We start from the raw sequence: 15,433 nt of genomic DNA, 5'->3' as shown, positions 1-15,433 counted from the left end.
CTATTTTATATCTATTTTTACTCTTAATTAAGTCGCTTTATCTGCACCATAAAGTGGCATACAACCCCCAACTCTTAAGCGCAATTTAACATTATGCCCAATACTGGACACGCCTCTCCTAACAGAAGAGGCGATTCAAGCCTGAAAACTGCAAACCCGCCAGGTTATTAACCCCCCGGCATGGTTCACCTGCTCACCATTTTTACTTAACCTTCATAACTGCGAAACAGCGCCTGCCCGCGCAGCAGGCGCACGCCCAGCCAGCCGCCACATAGCGACAGCAGCAAAGCGCTGAGCAGCGGCAATACCCACCACAGCACCGGCGTCGGCGACCACGGGAAGTCGAATACCTTAGTTTGCAACAGCCAGAGCGCCGCTTCGGCACCCACCGCTGCCGCAATACCCGCTACCAGCCCGAGCAGCGCAAACTCGCACCATAGCGTGCCACGCAGCAGGCGTTTGCCCGCCCCCAGCGTGCGGTAAACCACCAACTCTTGCCTGCGTTGACGCATACCTACCTGCACCTGCGCCAGCAGCAGCAAACCACCGCAGATCACCACCAGCACCACCATCACTTCCAGCGCACGGCTCACCTGCTGTAACACGCCCCCCACCTGTTTCAGGATCGAGCCAATATCCAGCAGGCTCAAGGTTGGGAACTGGCGGTTGAGCTGGGTCAGCATCTTGCCATCGCCGTCGTAACGGAAGCTGGTCAGCCAGGTTTGTGGCTGGCCATCCAAGGCACCCGGCGGGAAGATAAAGTAGAAGTTCGGCTTCAGGCTTTCCCAATCCACCTGCCGCAGACTGGTGACTTTGGCGCTGAACGACTGGGTATCACCGCTGAAGGTCAAAGTATCGCCCAATTTGATTTTGAGTCGCCCGGCAATGCCTTCATCCATCGACACTTCCCCGCTCTGCGGTGGCCAAGTACCCGCCGTTAACGGATTATGATCCGGCAGATCCGTCTGCCAGGTCAGGTTCAGTTCGCGGTTGACCGCTTCGCCACCCAGATCGTCCTCATGCACCCTTTCGGTTGCCACCTGCTGGTTAATCTCGGTCAGGCGCACACGCACGATCGGGTAGAAAGTCTCTTCCTTCAACTGATGCTGTTGCAGGAAGTTTTTAACCTGTGGCACCTGCGCTTGCGTCATGTTCAGCAGGAAATAGTTCGGGCTATCCGGCGGCAACTGCTGCTGCCAGCGGTCGAGCAGATCGTTACGCAGCACCAGCAACAGCGCCAGCAGCATGAACGACAGCGAAAATGCTGCCAACTGGCTGATCGTCACCCACGGCTGATGCAGCAAGCGGTTCACCGCCAAGCGCAGCGCCAGGTTTTTCAGCGTAATGTGCCGCAACAGCAGCAGGCTGCCCCAGCCAATCCCCCCCAGCAGCAGTGCCAGCACCACCATCCCGGCGAGGATCGCCCACAGCAGCGTACTCGCCCCCATCAGCACGGTCAGCAGCAGCACCACAATCACCGCCGTAACCGGCAGGAAATAACGCAGCGGCCAGACGTTAGCCACTACGTCACGGCGCAGCACACGCAGCGGCTGGGTGGCCAACAGTTGTCGGTACGGGCGCAGGCCGACCAGCAACGAAATCATCACCAGTGCCCCCATAGCCCACACCCACGGCCAAACTCCGGCGGCGGGCAACGCCCCTGGTAACACCGGGGCCAACAGGCGGATCAGCAAGGATTCGAACCCCAGCCCGATCAGGCCGCCGCAGACCCCTGCCAGCAACAGCACCGCCAGCCACTGGCCAACGATCAGCCTGCTCAACGCCTTGCGCCCGGCCCCCAGGGTTTTCAGCACCGCAATCAGATCGTAACGGCTGCGGCAATAGTGGCTCATCGCCACCGCCACGGCGGCAATCGACAACAACAGCGTCAGCAACGCCGAAAGCAGCAGGAACTGCTGTGAGCGCTGTAGCGATTTCCCCAGCGCACTGCCAGATTCCTCCAGGCCAAACCAGCGCTGATCCGGCTTCAGCTGTGGTTTCAGGCGCTCCTCAAAGCGTTGAATATTCTCCGGCGAACCGGCAAACATATAGCGATAGGTCAAGCGGCTGCCCGGCTGCACCGCGCCGGTTTTATCCACGTCGGCCAGATTGATGATAATGGTGGGCGCAGTCTGGAAGGGGTTAAAGCCGGAGTCCGGCTCCTGAATGATTTCACCAGCGATACGCAAGGTGGTATCACCCACGTCCAGATTATCGCCAACCTTGATATCCAACAGCGCCAACAGACGCGGTGCCACCAGCACCGTACCGGGCTCCGGCTTGATATTGGCCGGGTGGGTTTCCAATTTGCCATACAGCGGGTAAGCCACATCGGTGGCCTTCACGTTGGCCAACTGTGGGCGTTCCCCGGCGTAAGTCATGGTGGTGAAGCTGAGTTGGCGGCTAACCTGCAACCCCTGCTGCTGTGCGTCAAGGAGCCAGCCTTCCGGCACCGGGTGTGCAGTGCGCAGCACGCGGTCACCGGCAATAAAATCGCGGCTTTGCTGGCTCAAACCTTTGTCCATACGATCGCTGATACTGCCGAGCGCCAGCACGCAGGCCACTGACAAGGTCAGCGCCAGCCAGACAATCAGCAGCGAAGGCGAACGCCATTCACGCCAGAACCAACGCCAGATCATGCTTCCTCCCACAGCTTGCCTTCACGCAAGCGCAGCCGCCGCTGGCAACGCGCCGCCAGCGTTTCATCGTGAGTGACCAGGATCAGCGTGGTAGAAAAATCACGGTTGAGGGAGAACAGCAGATCGACGATGCGCTCACCGGTCTGGCGATCGAGGTTACCGGTTGGTTCATCGGCAAACAGCACCCGCGGGCGGCCGCTGAACGCACGCGCCAGCGCCACACGCTGCTGCTCGCCGCCAGAAAGCTGCGCGGGCAAGTGGCTAAGGCGCTTGCCCAGGCCAAGCTGCTCCAGCAATTGCACCGCCTGTTCGCGGCTCTGGCGATCGCTCTCGCCACGCAGCAACGCCGGTAATTGTACGTTCTCCAACGCATTCAGCGTTGGCACCAGCATGAAGGATTGAAATACAAATCCGACGTTTTTCGCCCGCAAGGCCGCGCGCCCCTCTTCATCCAGCGCGGTCAGCGACTCGCCCAACAGGCGCACATCCCCTTCACTGCCGTCGTCCAGCCCGGCGAGGATCCCCAGCAGCGTCGATTTACCCGAACCGGACTCGCCAATCAGGGCAATTGTCTGCGCGGGTTTGACAACCAGCTCGACTCCGGTAAGGATGGTGAGCTGATGCTCACCCTGACCAACGTGTTTACTAAGATGATGAACTTCAAGAACGTTTTCCGCTGGCATCTTCCCTTCCTTTTGCTGTTGGGATTATTCAGTTTACGTACCGCCGCCGCCGATAGCCTATTGATTCTTGGCGACAGTTTAAGTGCTGGCTATCGTTTGCCGGTAGCCCAAGCCTGGCCAACGCTGCTGGCCAACCGTTGGCAAAAACAGCCCAGCGGCCCGCTGGTGATCAACGCCAGTATCAGCGGCGACACCGCAGCCCAAGGGCTGGCGCGCCTGCCTGAACTGTTGAAACAGCACCAGCCGCGCTGGGTGATGATTGAACTGGGCGCTAACGATGGGCTGCGCGGTTTCCCGGCTCAGGATACTCAGCGCGATCTCAGCCAGATTATCACTCAGGTTCAGCAGGCGGGTGCACAACCGCTGCTAATGCAAATTCATATTCCGCCAAACTATGGCCGCCGCTACACCGACGCTTTCGGTGCCATCTACCCGGCACTGGCCAAGCAGTTCAACATTCCGCTATTGCCGTTCTTTATGGAACAAGTGGTGATCAAACCAGAATGGATGCAGGATGACGGATTACATCCTAACCAGGATGCCCAGCCGTTTATCGCCACCTGGATGGCAGAGCGGCTGGAACCTCTAGTAAAACATGAGTCTCACTAAATAGGGCTGCCGACTAGGTAAAGTTATGCAAAAAGCGATATTGATAACCGGCTGTTCCAGCGGGATTGGGTTGATTGCCGCGCAGGATCTGCGTAATCGCGGCTATCGCGTGCTGGCCGCCTGCCGTAAACCGCAGGACGTGGAAAACATGCAGCAACTCGGGCTGGAAGGGATTGAGCTGGATCTGGATGACAGCGCCAGCGTAGAACGTGCCGCAGCGCAGGTGATCGCAATGACCCAAGGGCGCTTGTATGGCCTGTTTAACAATGGCGGTTACGGCGTCTATGGCAAGCTGAGTGCCATCTCACGCCAGCAGTTGGAACAGCAGTTTTCAACCAACCTGTTCGGCACCCATCAGCTAACGCAGTTGCTGCTGCCAGCCATGCTGCCGCACGGCGAAGGGCGTATTATTCAAACCAGTTCGGTGATGGGGCTGGTATCCAGCGCCGGTCGCGGGGCTTATGCCGCCAGCAAGTTTGCGCTGGAAGCCTGGTCGGATGCGCTGCGGATGGAGCTGCACGGTACGGGCATTCAGGTCAGCCTGATCGAGCCCGGCCCGCTCACCACGCATTTTACTCAGAACGTTAATCAGACGCAGAGCGATAGCCCGGTGCATAATCCCCGCATCGCCAAACTGCTGACGCTGCCGCCGGAAGCCGTGCTGCCGAAGCTGCGCCACGCGCTGGAAAGCCCGAAGGCCAAACTGCGCTATCCGGTGACGCTGCTGGCCCACGCCATCAGCATCCTGCGCCGCCTGCTGCCCGGCCGTGCCATAGACTGGCTGATGCGCAGCAATGGCTAGGCTTGAAGTACGGCAGTTTGCCCCCATTTAAAATCAAATCGCTCCGCAAGATCAGAGAGAAAAACCATGCTAGCTCCAGTTGTTGTTGATATTAACGAAACTAACCTGCACCAGACGTTGGAACAGTCCATGTCGATCCCGGTGCTGTTTTACTTCTGGTCCGATCGCAGCCAGCACTGCCTGCAACTCAACCCGGTTCTGGACAAGCTGGCGGCGGAATATGCCGGTCAGTTCATTCTGGCCAAGGTAGACTGCGACGCCGAACAGATGATCGCCTCTCAGTTTGGGCTGCGCTCGATCCCAACCGTTTATATGTTCCAAGACGGCCAGCCGGTTGATGGCTTCCAAGGCCCGCAGCCGGAAGAGATGATCCGTGAATTCCTGCAACGTTTCCTGCCCAAAACCGAAGACCTGAAACTGGCAGAGGCGATGGAACTGCTGCAAGAAGATCGTGCCATCGATGCCCTGCCGCTGCTGAAAGAGGCCTGGCAAGCCAGCAACCAGCGCAGCGATATCGGCCTGACGTTGGCCGAAACGCAAATCGCCCTGAACAAGACGGAAGACGCCGAAGCTGTGCTGGCAACCATTCCATTGCAGGATCGCGATACCCGCTATCAAGGGCTGGTGGCGCAGATTGAATTGCTGAAACAGGCTGCCGATACGCCAGAAATCCAGCAGTTGCAGCAGCAGGTACAGCAGCAGCCACAGAACGTCGAGCTGGCGGTTCAGCTCGCTTTGCAACTGCATCAGGTTGGCCGTAACGAAGAAGCGCTGGAACTGCTGATGGGCCATCTGCAAAAAGATCTGGCCGCCGCGAACGGCAATGCGCGCAAGACGTTGATGGATATTCTGGCCGCACTGGGCACCGGTGATGCGCTGGCTGCCAGATATCGCCGTCAGCTTTATTCTTTATTGTATTGATCCTTCGATAATCAGGGTGCGGTCAGCCGCACCCTGACAAACGCCCCGCGTTCTTCCCCCCACTTCGCGATTAATTGATTTACAAAAAAATTAAGACTGAGCAGATATTAGGCTTTATCCCACCGTTGACGTAATATCTGTTAATACGTCTAACAGGAGGTTGTGCCATGTTTACCGTTATTCCGGTTGTGATCGTTGTTGCGTTGATTATCGTCTTCGCCAGCGTAAAAATTGTGCCGCAAGGCTTCCAATGGACGGTAGAACGCTTCGGTCGTTACACCAAAACCCTGATGCCAGGCTTAAACATCGTTGTGCCGTTTATGGATCGTATCGGCCGCAAAATCAATATGATGGAGCAGGTGCTGGATATCCCTTCCCAAGAGATTATCTCGCGCGATAACGCCAACGTGGCAATTGATGCGGTGTGCTTTATTCAGGTGGTCGATCCGGCGCGTGCCGCCTATGAGGTCAGCAACCTGGAGCAGGCGATCGTTAACCTCACCATGACCAACTTCCGTACCGTGCTCGGTTCCATGGAACTGGACGAAATGCTGTCACAGCGCGACAGCATCAACAGCCGCTTGCTGCATATCGTCGATGAAGCCACCAATCCTTGGGGCGTGAAAATCACCCGTATCGAAATCCGTGATGTGCGCCCACCGGCCGAACTGATTGTGGCGATGAACGCGCAGATGAAGGCTGAACGTACCAAACGTGCCGATATTCTGGAAGCCGAAGGGGTGCGCCAGGCGGCGATCCTGCGTGCCGAAGGGGATAAGCAGTCGCAGATCCTGAAAGCCGAAGGGGAACGTCAATCGGCGTTCTTACAGGCCGAAGCGCGTGAACGTGCCGCCGAAGCGGAAGCAAAAGCGACGCAGTTGGTTTCTGACGCCATTGCCAGCGGCAATATTCAAGCGATCAACTACTTCGTGGCGCAAAAATACACCGACGCGCTGCAAAAAATCGGTTCCGCCAATAACAGCAAAGTGATCATGATGCCGCTGGATGCCAGCAGTCTGTTGGGTTCCATCGGCGGCATCACCGAACTGCTGAAAGACAGCAAAGGCAAATAATCATGGTTGAGCAGATCGCAGCAAACCCGCAATGGTTCTGGATCTCTCTCGGTGGGTTGCTGCTGGCAGCCGAAATGCTCGGTGCCAGCGGTTATCTGCTGTGGAGTGGCCTGTCGGCAGTGCTGGTCGGGATTGTCGTCTGGTTTTTGCCACAGCTCGACTGGGAGTGGCAGGGTGCCATTTTTGCCGTGTTGACCATCGCCGTGGCCTATCTGTGGTGGTACTGGTTGCACCAGCGGCCTGCGGCGGCCACCAGCGGCTCGCAGGTGCTGAACCAGCGTAACCGCCAGTTGATTGGCATCCGTTCCACGTTAACCGAGCCGATGCACAACGGCATCGGCCGCATCAACATCGGCGATGGCAGTTGGCGCGCGCAGGCCAACGAAGATCTGCCGGTCGGTACCGAAGTTGAGGTCGTTGCCGTTGAAGGCGTCACGCTGGTGATCCGCGCCGTTAACCGCTAATGCTTGTGGCAGCAGCCTGCCAGATTGTTAATGATCGGGCAGTCTGCACCTTCATCCCCCGGGCACTGTTCCGCCAGCGCTAACAACCGTTGGCGCATTTCGCCCAATTCACTGATGTGCTTTTCGATCTCGGCCACTTTCTGCAGAGTACGCGCTTTAACATCGGCACTGTGGCGCGCCGGATCGTTGAACAACGTCACCAGTTCGCGGCACTCATCAAGGTTAAACCCCACCTGCCGCGCCTGACGCAACAGCGTCAACTCTTCAATATGCTTTGCATCGTAACTGCGGTAGCCGTTTTCCGTACGGATTGGCGCGGTGACCAAGCCTTTCTCTTCGTAAAAACGGATCGCTTTGCTGGTTAAACCGGTTTTTTTGGCAACATCACTGATATTCATGGAAGCCCCTTGACCTTACCCTTGCTGGAAGGTTTAACCTCATTCTTAATGATAATCATCAAGGCGGTCAAGCCTTAAGCAACAGCACGTTCTACGAGGAGATATATTATGTCCCAAACTACGGTCTTAACGCTGCAAGGGCTTTCCTGCATGCATTGCGTTGGCAGCGCCCGCAAGGCGCTGGAAGCGGTGCCGGGGGTGACCAGCGCCGAAGTGACGCTTGAGGCGGCCAACGTGTATGGCGATGCCAACGCAGAGCAGTTGATCGCTGCCATAGAAGATGCAGGCTTTCATGCCAGCTTGGCCGAGGGCACCAGCCACCCAAAAACTGAGCCGCTGACTGTATCTGATCCTACTCTGCCGGAAACTCAGGCAGCGGCACTTTCCTCCCTTCCGGCAACAGACGATGACAGCATACAGCTGTTGCTCAGCGGCATGAGCTGTGCAAGCTGCGTCAGCAAGGTCCAGAATGCACTGCAAAGCGTCCCCGGTGTTGAGCAGGCGCGGGTTAATCTGGCAGAACGCAGTGCGCTGATCACCGGCAGCGCGACACCTCAGGCTCTGGTCGCGGCGGTAGAAAAAGCCGGTTATGGCGCGGAGATGATCCAGGACGAAACCGAACGCCGCGCACGCCAGCAGCAAACCGCCCAAGCCAACATGAAGCGCTTCCGCTGGCAGGCGGCGTTGGGGTTAGCACTGGGGATCCCACTGATGCTGTGGGATTTGTTTGGCGGCAGCATGTCGCTGACGCCGGAAAACCAGCGGCTCTGGCTGCTGGTCGGCATGCTCACCCTGGCGGTGATGGTGTTTGCCGGTGGGCACTTCTACCGCAACGCCTGGCGCGCGCTGCTGAACGGCAGTGCCACCATGGATACGCTGGTGGCCTTGGGCACCGGTGCTGCCTGGTTGTACTCCATCAGCGTGAATATCTGGCCCGACTTCTTCCCGATGGAAGCACGGCATCTGTATTACGAAGCCAGTGCGATCATCATCGGCTTGATTAACCTTGGTCATGCCATTGAACAGCGCGCGCGGCAGCGTTCGTCCCAGGCGCTGGAACGGCTGCTCGATCTGACCCCGCCAACCGCCAGGCTGGTGACGGAAAGCGGAGAGCAGAATATCCCGCTGGCCGAAGTGCAACTGGGGATGACCCTGCGCCTGACTACCGGCGATCGCATTCCGGTGGATGGCGAAATCCTGCAAGGCGAAGTGTGGATCGATGAAGCCATGCTGACCGGTGAAGCCGTGCCGCAGCAGAAAGGGCTTGGCGATAAAGTGCATGCCGGTACGGTGGTGGATGACGGCAGCGTGCTGTTCCGCGCGGCGGCCATCGGCAGCCAAACCACCCTGGCACGCATTATCAAGCTGGTGCGTCAGGCACAAAGCAGCAAGCCGGAGATCGGCAAACTGGCAGACCGGGTCTCGGCGGTGTTCGTCCCTGCCGTCGTCGCCATCGCTCTGTTCAGCGGCGCAGTCTGGTACTTCTTTGGCCCGCAACCGCAACTGGTCTACACGCTGGTGATCGCCACCACGGTGCTGATCATCGCCTGCCCTTGTGCATTAGGGTTGGCAACGCCGATGTCGATCATCTCCGGCGTGGGCCGTGCGGCAGAGTTTGGCGTGCTGATCCGCGACGCCGATGCGCTGCAACAGGCCAGCGTGCTGGATACCCTGGTGTTCGATAAAACCGGCACGCTGACGGAAGGCCAGCCTCGGGTGGTAGAAATCATCACTTTTAACCAGGTGAGCGAACAGCAGGCACTGCGCTGGGCGGCCGCGCTGGAACAAGGGGCCAACCACCCGCTGGCACGCGCCATCGTTGAACATGCCGGCGAGCAAACCTTGCCACAGGTGGAGCAGTTTCGCACGCTGCGTGGCTCCGGCGTCAGCGGTGAAGTGGAAGGCGTGCCGCTGCTGTTAGGCAATGCCAAACTGTTGCAGGAAAACCAGATCGCTACCACCAGCGAACTGGATGCTCAAATGCAGCAACAGGCCGAGCGTGGCATCACCCCGGTGTTGCTGGCCGCCAATGGCAAACCGGCGGCGTTGATCGCCATCCGCGATCCTTTGCGCAGCGATAGCGTGAAGGCGCTGCAACGCCTGCATCAGCAGGGTTATCAACTGGTCATGCTGACCGGCGACAATCCGATCACCGCCAATGCGATTGCCAAAGAGGCCGGTATCGACCGGGTGATTGCCGGTGTCTTGCCGGATGGCAAGGCAGAAGCTATCAAACAGTTGCAGGCTCAGGGCCACCGCGTGGCAATGGTGGGCGATGGCATCAACGACGCCCCTGCGCTGGCACAGGCAGACGTAGGGATCGCCATGGGTGGCGGCAGCGATATCGCGATTGAAACCGCTGCCATTACCCTGATGCGCCACAGCCTGAACGGGGTTGCCGATGCGCTGGCGCTGTCAAAAGCCACCATGCGTAATATGAAGCAGAATCTGCTCGGGGCATTTATCTACAATACGCTCGGTATCCCGATCGCCGCCGGGGTGCTGTATCCGCTGACCGGCACCCTGCTGAGCCCAATGGTGGCCAGTGCCGCCATGGCGCTTTCGTCAATTACCGTGGTCAGCAACGCCAACCGATTGCTGCGCTTTACCCCTAAACAGTAGCCTGAAAGCGGAGCGCAACCTACTGCGCTCCGCTTGGCTTTGGGATTATTCCTTCACTGTTCAGACTTTCTTATATGGCAGATAGCGTTTAGCATGGGGCAAACGCTAATCAGGAGCCACGCCGTATGGGTCAACTGTTACGCCGCATCGCCACTTTCTTCGGCATCATTTCCCCGGTGGTTCATGCCTATCCGGCGCTAGACATCACTCTGCCGGGCCATCGTCAGTTCCATCTGGTGGGCAGCATTCATATGGGTACGGTTAATATGTCGCCGTTGCCAGCGCGGTTGATTGCTCGTTTGCAGCAGGCCGATGCACTGATCGTTGAAGCCGATATCACCGACTGTTCCTCACCATTTAATCAAACCAACGAACAAATCGCACTGGAACAACGCCTCTCCGCCGAGGAATTTTGCCAGTTACAGACGCTGTGTCAGGAGTTGGGAACCGATGTGGCAACGTTCTCTACCCTGCCTGGGTGGCAGGTTGCCCTGATGATGCAAGCGCGACAGGCACAACAATTGGGGTTGCGTGCCGAATGCGGTATCGATTATCAGTTGTTGCAGGCCGCCAAGGCGCAGCAAAAACCGGTGATTGAGCTGGAAGGGGCTGAGGAACAATTAAGCCTGCTGGAACAACTGCCGGAAGGGGGAATGACGCTGCTGCACGATACGCTGGAACATTGGCATACTAATGCGCGGCTGCTGCAAACCATGGTGAGCTGGTGGCTGGACGCCAAGCCGAACACCACGCTGGAAACCTTGCCCTCCACCTTTAGCGCCGAGCTGTATGACGTGCTGATGCACCGCCGCAACCGCAATTGGCAGCAAAAATTGGAAGCGTTACCGCCGGGTAATTATGTGGTGGCCGTCGGTGCCCTGCATCTGTATGGCGAAGATAATCTGCCTGCCATGCTGCAAACTGGCTAAAAAAGTGGCCAATATCGCTATTGGCCAGTCAAAGAGGAATTTCTCATATTTTAGTTATACGCATCGTAACCCTGTTAGCGGTTACAATCAGCAGAGTAGCAACCCGGTGAACCTATTGGCAACCGCCTTTACTTACGCTCGGCACAGGTTGCTTAGCCGGTTATACTTTTGTCATTTTATGGCCTCAAACTGCAACTTTCCCACCGTTTAGGAAAATACCTTATGACGCCCGCCGTAGTTCTGCTTGAAAAGCAAAAAGTGGCCTTTACCCTTCACCCTTATCATCACGACAGCGAAGAAACCCACTTCGGCGACGAAGTGGTGCAAAAGCTGGGGTTGAATGCCGAACAGGTCTACAAAACCCTGTTGGTTGCACTTAATGGCGATAGCAAAAATCTGGCGGTCGCGGTAACGCCGGTAGCTACCCAGCTGGATTTGAAAAAGGTCGCCAAAGCGCTGGGGGCCAAAAAAGCCGAGATGGCCGACCCGGTGCAGGCACAACGGGTAACTGGCTATCTGGTGGGTGGCATCAGCCCGCTCGGGCAAAAGAAAAGGCTGCCAACGGTGATCGACAGCCAGGCACAGCAATTCACCACGATTTTTGTTTCCGGCGGCAAGCGCGGGCTGGATATCGAACTGGCCGCCAGCGATTTATGCCGTTTACTGACCGGCAGCTTTGCGGATATCGCCAAGCGGGATTGAATAACCGGCGCTTCCCCATAAATCACACGTATATACCCAAAATAATTCGAGTTGCTTGTAGGCGGCAAGCACTGGAGACCCCAGGAGCATAGTCCACTATGTGACTGGGGCGACAGAGCGCAGCCAACACCCAAGCAACTTGAAGTATGAAGGGTATCGACGGTGGCCGCATCGCCGCCACCGTCGATTGCACCTTAGACTTACTTGATAAACTTGATGTTTTTAATCTCGAACTCGAAGCCTGCTTGTGTATTCGCCCACGCCGGGAATACCGTGAAGCTCTTAATACTCTGATCGAAATACGCGTTGCTCACTTTAGCCGTGATGCTGCTCATCGGGACCACGATGGTTCTCCATTCGCCCATCGCCAGCTTGGCTCCTGCTAGCGAGTCAGCCAATATATCCCCCGTATCACCTTTATCACCGCCGACTTTAATCACTAACCCATTTTGCTCAGAGTCTTGCTTTTGCGCGCCTAGCGACTTAACGAAGATATCGAACTGTAGATTACCGCTGGCGAACTGCTTGAGGTTCTGAGGTGCGAAATTAAAGTGCAATAGACCTTTGTACGACTCCGGGCTATTCGCATTGTAAGCCACGCTGACAACCGACCCGGTTGCTGTGGCGACCATATGCGTAACTCCTTCCGGTAAGGGTTGCCAGTCATCCGTATTGTACTGATCGCTGGTGACCGTTATCGCACCGAAGTCAGCCAGAATATCGTAGCTTGCACCTTCTAGCGGGGGTAATTCACTTTCATGGAAGGTCGCACAGGGAATGGCGTCTTTAGGTAAACCCTCTGGTTGCGGCACATAACGGATGGCACCGATATCGAAGTTTATCGCCTCTGCGGTATAGATGAGGAAAGGCGTGTTCATCATCTGATACGACATACCCGTTTCTACCATGCATTGAACGGGGATTTTAATTGTCGACCAATCGCTTGAGGGTTTAGGTAGAACATTGGCAATGTTCACTTCGCCACGGCAAGGATATTCACAGTGGGTAGACAAATTAACCAGGGCCGGATGACCCGAGTTGACGCGAATATCGAACTCAATAGTCGCATTAGCATTCACATAGCGATTGTAATCAGCGCCTTTCTCGTCAACGGTCTGCATATAGATTTGCGCCGCCGATTTACCGGCAAAACCATCGGTTTCCCCGGTGAAATTGACGTTCAAGGCCGACTGCTGCATCCCTTGATAGTCGATCCCTTTGGTGGTTATCGTACCAATGGTCGTTTCACCTTTGGTGATTTCATGCTTGGACCAGCCGTTAATATCCCCTGACATTAAAGCCACAAACTCGCCTTTAGCATTCTTACCGTAGATCTCTAGAGGGGAGTCAGCAACACCGGTATCAGGCGCAGCGATACCACAACCATAATCACGAGGATCCAGAGGAAGATTATTCAAGTCTTCTTCGGTCGCGGCAACGTCGGTTTTACCCGCGTAGTTCAAGCCATAGCCGTAGGGAAAGAGTTGTTTATATTCACCGTCAAGTTCCTGCTCAATAACCTGGCCGGTGATCCCATCAACGGGAGTGATATAGCCTGCAATATTTGGCGCAGCGCGGTTAATGGTGGTTGAACACTTGGTTGCGCCCCAGGTGTAGGACAATTTACCTTTAAAGTCCTTATCACCGAACAGCACATCCGTAATACCCAGGCCTTCCGTACCGGGCAACCAGGCAGCGACAAACGCGTCAGAGTTATTGATCTCTTCGTTGACATAAAGCGGACGCCCGGAATAGAACACCGTGACCACTTTATAGCCCCGCTCTTTGAGCGATTTAATCAGTTCTGAATCTTGCCGGTATTTCGCTTTCAGCGCAGCGAACTCAAGCGTCTGTGCTTTTGAGATATCACCGAACATTTCCGCGTAGGGATCTTCGCCTATCACAACCACCGCCACCGCTTCTTCAGGCGTGGTGGCAGCAACCTCGGTAATGACATTTTCTGCGCCTACAACGCTTTTCATTGCCATTAACAGGGTCTGAGCGTGCGGGAAGTCTTTTTCGATGGTGTTGCCATCCCCCTGCCATGATAGTGACCAGCCCCCTGTTTGCTTGGTGATATCGTTGGCAGCAGAGCCCACCACCAGATATTTAGCCTTTTTCTTCAGTGGCAGCGTTTGCGCTTGGTTTTTCAACAAGACCAGTGATTCGGATACCGCCTGGCGCGCGACGGCAACGTGTTCAGGGGCGCTGAGTATTTCCTGTTTACCCGCTAAAGCACGTTGGCTGGGCATCGGTTTTGCCCACAGGTTGGCACGCATCTTAACGCGTAGAATGCGGGTTACCGCATCATCAATACGTTCCATCGGGATAATGCCGGATTTAACCTGATCAATCACATTCTGGTAAAACGCGTGCCAATCGTTGCGCGATGTCACCATGAAAACGTCGTTACCCGCGATAACGGCTTGCGGGCAGTTAGCCGCTGAACAGCCGTTGATCTCACCCTGGCCATTCCAGTCGGTCACCACCAAGCCATCAAAACCCATTTTGCCTTTCAGCACATCAATGATGAGGTACTTTGAACCATGGATTTTCTGGTTTTGCATGTAGCCAGAGTCAGTATCGGCAGCAGAATAATAGGGGTTATCTACCATCGGATCGACGTTGGCCGGGTTCCACCATGAGTTAAATGAACTCATCACCACCTGCGCACCCGCACTCAGGCCGCCGATGTAGCCCATGGCATGGATATTGCGCAGATACTCTTCGGTGTAACGGTTTTGCCCATGATCGACACCTTGCAGGGTCCCGCCGTCACCCACCCAATGTTTAACGTTCGAAATCACGTTCAGTTCGCCTTTCAGGCCTTCTTCACCGCCCTGAATGCCTTGCACCATGCGTTTGGCGTATTCGTAAACGATCTCGGGATCTTCAGAATAGCCTTCGTATACACGGCCCCAACGATAATCACGCGGTGTGGCAACCGTCGGCGCAAACGTCCAGTCCAAGCCGGTCGCGACAATCTCACGCGCGGTGACTGCACCGATTTTTTCGATCAGATCGGGGTTACGCGCCGCCCCCAGACCGATGTTGTGCGGGAAAACCGTTGCCATAAACACATTGTTATGGCCGTGTACCGCATCTGTCGCCCACATAAAGGGGATTCTGAATCCGCGCCCTTCATAAACACGTTCCAGTGCTAACCAATATTTGTCCGCTTCTTTCGCCCACTCTTCAGCGGTGGCGTACTTGTTATTACCTGGCGCCGCACCGCCGCCGTTCAAGATAGAACCTAATTTATATTGCTCTGCCTCTTCGGGCGTTACATCGCGTAAATCCGGTTGTACCATCTGCCCCACTTTTTCTTCCAGCGTCATCATCGCAAGGATGCGCTGAATTTCCGCCTCCATGGCCGGATCTTTTTTGATTACGCTGTTAACGTTTTCCCAGTCGGCAAAGTAAGGCAGGGTGGTATTAGGCGTGGGCGGTTGAATCTCACCGCCATTATTATTACCACCATTGTTGTTACCGTTATTATTACTGCTGTTGCTCCCGCTATTATTGCTGCTATCCATAGTGCTTTTTTCAGCCGTATCGCAGCCAACCAAGGCTAAAGAAACAAGCACGCTA

General features: G+C 56.2%; 11 protein-coding genes and 1 pseudogene. 8 read left to right on the top strand and 4 right to left on the bottom strand.

The window, feature by feature from the left end:
* Window positions 1-206: 206 nt before the first annotated feature.
* Both ybbP and ybbA read right to left on the bottom strand, forming a co-directional pair.
* Window positions 207-2,639, bottom strand: coding sequence for a putative ABC transporter permease subunit YbbP (gene ybbP / locus ACX9GT_RS06310; RefSeq protein ID WP_473190306.1), 2,433 nt, complete (start codon window positions 2,637-2,639; stop codon window positions 207-209).
* Window positions 2,636-3,322 carry a putative ABC transporter ATP-binding protein YbbA gene (gene ybbA / locus ACX9GT_RS06305; protein WP_473190305.1) on the bottom strand — a complete coding sequence of 229 codons (687 nt, stop codon included), beginning with the start codon at window positions 3,320-3,322 and terminating at the stop codon, window positions 2,636-2,638. Before ybbA ends, ybbP begins: the two co-directional genes overlap by 4 nt.
* On the opposite strand from ybbA, the gene tesA reads away from it, so the two are divergent.
* From tesA to ACX9GT_RS06280, 5 genes are all read left to right on the top strand, one after another.
* The gene (tesA, locus tag ACX9GT_RS06300; protein WP_473191519.1) at window positions 3,293-3,931 is read left to right on the top strand and encodes a multifunctional acyl-CoA thioesterase I/protease I/lysophospholipase L1; all 639 of its coding nucleotides are present in this window, start codon (window positions 3,293-3,295) and stop codon (window positions 3,929-3,931) included. The two genes, ybbA and tesA, sit on opposite strands and share 30 nt — an antisense overlap.
* Before the next feature lie 25 nt (window positions 3,932-3,956).
* A complete protein-coding gene (locus tag ACX9GT_RS06295; RefSeq protein WP_473190304.1) occupies window positions 3,957-4,733 on the top strand; it encodes an SDR family oxidoreductase in 777 nt (258 codons plus the stop codon).
* Between the two features lie 66 nt (window positions 4,734-4,799).
* The gene (locus tag ACX9GT_RS06290) at window positions 4,800-5,654 is read left to right on the top strand and encodes a co-chaperone YbbN (RefSeq protein ID WP_473190303.1); all 855 of its coding nucleotides are present in this window, start codon (window positions 4,800-4,802) and stop codon (window positions 5,652-5,654) included.
* A 167-nt stretch (window positions 5,655-5,821) separates the two neighbouring features.
* A complete protein-coding gene (locus ACX9GT_RS06285; protein ID WP_473190302.1) occupies window positions 5,822-6,727 on the top strand; it encodes an SPFH domain-containing protein in 906 nt (301 codons plus the stop codon).
* A 2-nt stretch (window positions 6,728-6,729) separates the two neighbouring features.
* On the top strand, window positions 6,730-7,191 hold the full coding sequence (locus ACX9GT_RS06280; protein ID WP_473190301.1) for an NfeD family protein: 462 nt from the start codon (window positions 6,730-6,732) through the stop codon (window positions 7,189-7,191).
* Here ACX9GT_RS06280 and cueR read toward each other — a convergent pair.
* Complete coding sequence (gene cueR / locus ACX9GT_RS06275; RefSeq protein ID WP_459399595.1) at window positions 7,188-7,589, bottom strand: Cu(I)-responsive transcriptional regulator; 402 nt, start codon at window positions 7,587-7,589, stop codon at window positions 7,188-7,190. The two genes, ACX9GT_RS06280 and cueR, sit on opposite strands and share 4 nt — an antisense overlap.
* Before the next feature lie 126 nt (window positions 7,590-7,715).
* On the opposite strand from cueR, the pseudogene copA reads away from it, so the two are divergent.
* From copA to ybaK, 3 genes and pseudogenes are all read left to right on the top strand, one after another.
* Window positions 7,716-10,211, top strand: a pseudogene (copA, locus tag ACX9GT_RS06270) (copper-exporting P-type ATPase CopA); the annotation flags it as partial.
* 125 nt (window positions 10,212-10,336) lie between these two features.
* Window positions 10,337-11,140 carry a TraB/GumN family protein gene (locus ACX9GT_RS06265; protein WP_473190300.1) on the top strand — a complete coding sequence of 268 codons (804 nt, stop codon included), beginning with the start codon at window positions 10,337-10,339 and terminating at the stop codon, window positions 11,138-11,140.
* A 222-nt stretch (window positions 11,141-11,362) separates the two neighbouring features.
* On the top strand, window positions 11,363-11,842 hold the full coding sequence (gene ybaK / locus ACX9GT_RS06260; protein ID WP_473190299.1) for a Cys-tRNA(Pro)/Cys-tRNA(Cys) deacylase YbaK: 480 nt from the start codon (window positions 11,363-11,365) through the stop codon (window positions 11,840-11,842).
* A 200-nt stretch (window positions 11,843-12,042) separates the two neighbouring features.
* Here ybaK and ACX9GT_RS06255 read toward each other — a convergent pair whose 3' ends face one another.
* The gene (locus ACX9GT_RS06255; RefSeq protein WP_473190298.1) at window positions 12,043-15,378 is read right to left on the bottom strand and encodes a glycoside hydrolase family 3 protein; all 3,336 of its coding nucleotides are present in this window, start codon (window positions 15,376-15,378) and stop codon (window positions 12,043-12,045) included.
* Window positions 15,379-15,433 lie beyond the last annotated feature (55 nt).

This window comes from Serratia sp. YWN4, assembly GCF_055790845.1.
Note: the sequence above shows the minus strand (reverse complement) of the source record. Positions and strands in the feature narration are given on the sequence as shown.

Bases quoted from the DNA above. Each gene is read 5' to 3' on its own strand.
- ybbP (WP_473190306.1), bottom strand. From the start codon at position 2,639: ATGATCTGGCGTTGGTTCTGGCGTGAATGGCGTTCGCCTTCGCTGCTG.
- tesA (WP_473191519.1), top strand. From the start codon at position 3,293: ATGAACTTCAAGAACGTTTTCCGCTGGCATCTTCCCTTCCTTTTGCTG.
- ybbA (WP_473190305.1), bottom strand. From the start codon at position 3,322: ATGCCAGCGGAAAACGTTCTTGAAGTTCATCATCTTAGTAAACACGTT.
- ACX9GT_RS06295 (WP_473190304.1), top strand. From the start codon at position 3,957: ATGCAAAAAGCGATATTGATAACCGGCTGTTCCAGCGGGATTGGGTTG.
- ACX9GT_RS06290 (WP_473190303.1), top strand. From the start codon at position 4,800: ATGCTAGCTCCAGTTGTTGTTGATATTAACGAAACTAACCTGCACCAG.
- ACX9GT_RS06285 (WP_473190302.1), top strand. From the start codon at position 5,822: ATGTTTACCGTTATTCCGGTTGTGATCGTTGTTGCGTTGATTATCGTC.
- ACX9GT_RS06280 (WP_473190301.1), top strand. From the start codon at position 6,730: ATGGTTGAGCAGATCGCAGCAAACCCGCAATGGTTCTGGATCTCTCTC.
- cueR (WP_459399595.1), bottom strand. From the start codon at position 7,589: ATGAATATCAGTGATGTTGCCAAAAAAACCGGTTTAACCAGCAAAGCG.
- ACX9GT_RS06265 (WP_473190300.1), top strand. From the start codon at position 10,337: ATGGGTCAACTGTTACGCCGCATCGCCACTTTCTTCGGCATCATTTCC.
- ybaK (WP_473190299.1), top strand. From the start codon at position 11,363: ATGACGCCCGCCGTAGTTCTGCTTGAAAAGCAAAAAGTGGCCTTTACC.
- ACX9GT_RS06255 (WP_473190298.1), bottom strand. From the start codon at position 15,378: ATGGATAGCAGCAATAATAGCGGGAGCAACAGCAGTAATAATAACGGT.